The sequence below is a fragment of the Thermodesulfobacteriota bacterium genome (genome assembly GCA_040758155.1).
Classification (GTDB): Bacteria; Desulfobacterota; Deferrimicrobia; order Deferrimicrobiales; family Deferrimicrobiaceae; genus UBA2219.
On the sequence record JBFLWB010000138.1, the window covers coordinates 1 to 2065 of the forward strand.

General features: G+C 68.2%; 2 protein-coding genes. One reads left to right on the plus strand and one right to left on the minus strand.

The genetic code is table 11. From position 1 onward, the window contains the following. Window positions 1-1210 (minus strand): NAD+ synthase (locus tag AB1346_09175; GenBank protein MEW6720608.1); only part of this gene is annotated, 1210 nt, incomplete at its 3' end. Window positions 1211-1279: 69 nt separating this feature from the next. Between AB1346_09175 and AB1346_09180 the strand changes: the two genes are divergently transcribed. Beyond that, on the plus strand, window positions 1280-2065 hold a 786-nt coding region (locus AB1346_09180; protein ID MEW6720609.1), incomplete at its 3' end, for an MFS transporter.

Sequence of the window (2065 nt, forward strand, 5' to 3'; positions counted from 1 at the left end):
CGTATCCCACGCTCATTTCGCTCTTGTTCCCCGTGGTGAGCAGAAGGTCGCCGAACTTGTTGGAAAGCGCCATCAGGATCGTGCCGCGGATGCGCGCCTGCAGGTTCTCCTCCGTCGCGTCCTCCGCCCGCCCCGCGAACGCCGGCGCCAGGGTGCCCTTCAGCGTCTCGAAGGCCTCGGAGATCGAAAGGTCGATGCAGCGGATCCCGAGGTTCTCCGCCAGCGCGTGCGCGTCCGCCACGCTGGAGACCGAGGTGTAGGGCGACGACAGCGTGACGCCGAGCACCCGGGAAGGGGAAAGCGCCTTCGTCGCGACCGCCGCCACGAGCGAGGAGTCGAGCCCGCCCGACAGCCCGATGATCACGCCGGGGAATCCGTTCTTCTCCACGTAGTCGCGCGTGCCGGTCACCAGCGCGTGGAAGATCTCCTCCTCCCGGGACGGAATGGGCGCCACCGATCCTTGGGGGACCCGTCCGCCGACGTCGCACAGGAGCAGCTCTTCGTCGAACATCGCCGCCCGTGCGATCACTTCCCCCTTCCTCCCGACCACCATGCTCCCGCCGTCGAACACCAGCTCGTCCTGCCCCCCCACCATGTTGCAGTACGCCAGCGGAACCCCGTTCCGCCGGGCGTGGTCGGCCACCAGGTCGCGCCGCTGCCGCCACTTCCCGGCGTGATAGGGAGAAGAGGAAAGGTTGATGATCAGGCCGGCGCCGTCCCTCGCCAGCCGCGGGACCGGCCCGCCCCGCACCCAGACGTCCTCGCAGACGGTCACTCCCACCCGCACTCCTTTCACCGGGAACAGCAGCGGCTCCGTCCCCCGCTGGAAGTAGCGCACCTCGTCGAAGACGCCGTAGTTGGGGAGATGCATCTTCCGGTACACGTGCAGGACCCGGCCGTTCGCGGCGATCCCCGCCGCGTTGTACGTGCGCCCCTTCGCGTCCCGGTCCACGAATCCCACGACGGCCGCGATCCCCCGGATGTTGCGCGCCACCTCGTCCCACGCCTCGAGGTTCCGGTCGACGAAGGAGGAGCGCAGCAGCAGGTCCTCGGGGGGATAGCCGGTGACCGCCAGCTCCGGGAAGATGACGAGGTCCGCCTTCGCCTCCCGCGCCCGAGCGCAGGTGTCGAGGATCTTCCGCACGTTTCCGTTGATGTCGCCCACGGTGACGTTGATCTGTGCGAGTGCGATGCGCAGCGCCTTGGCCATAACGGCTATTCTCTTCGAAAGCGGCGGCCGGGGGAAGCCCAAGGTTCCCTTATGTTAAGATTGCCATACATGTCCCCTTCGGCCTCCGTATCCGCGTCCGCTTCCCTCTACGACCGCGACTACATCCTGCTGAACGCGTCGAACTTCCTGTTCTCCCTCCATTCGGTGATCTTCATCTTTCTCCCCGCGCACCTTTACGGGCTGGGGATCCGGGAAGGGGAGATCGGCGTCCTGATGGCCGCGGGAACGCTGGTGGCGCTGGCGCTCAAGCCGTTGAACGCCATGATCAGCGGGCGGGGGCTCCGGAGGGCCCTCCTCGCCGGAGGGGCCTTCCTCGCCGCCGCCGCTTCGGTCTCCTGGACCCGCCTTGCCGCTCCCGGCATCCTCCCGTACATCCTCCGGGTCGCCCAGGGAACGGCGTTCTCCATGTTCGCCGCCTCCTCCTTCTCCTGGATCGCCGCGACCGCGCCGGCCGGCCGGCGCGCGGAGGCGCTCGGGATCTTCGGACTCACTTTCTTCCTTCCGGTCTCCGTGGGCGGCTGGACGGGAGAGTGGGTCATCCTCCATTCCGGGTACCACGGGCTGTTCGCCGGGGCGATCGGCATCGCGGCGCTGGCGGGGATCGCGCCCATCGCGATGCGCGAGCCGGCGGCGCGGGAGCGCCCCTCCTTCGCCTCGCTCTCGGTCTACCTCACGCGCCCCTTCCTCGTGCCCAACACGGCGGGATACCTTTTCGGGATGGCGTACGGGTCGATCTTCACCTTCCTGCCGGTCTACCTCCTGGCCAGGGGAAGGGGATCGATCGGGGTGTTCATGTTCGTCTACGCCCTGACGGTCATCGCGACCCGGGTGCTG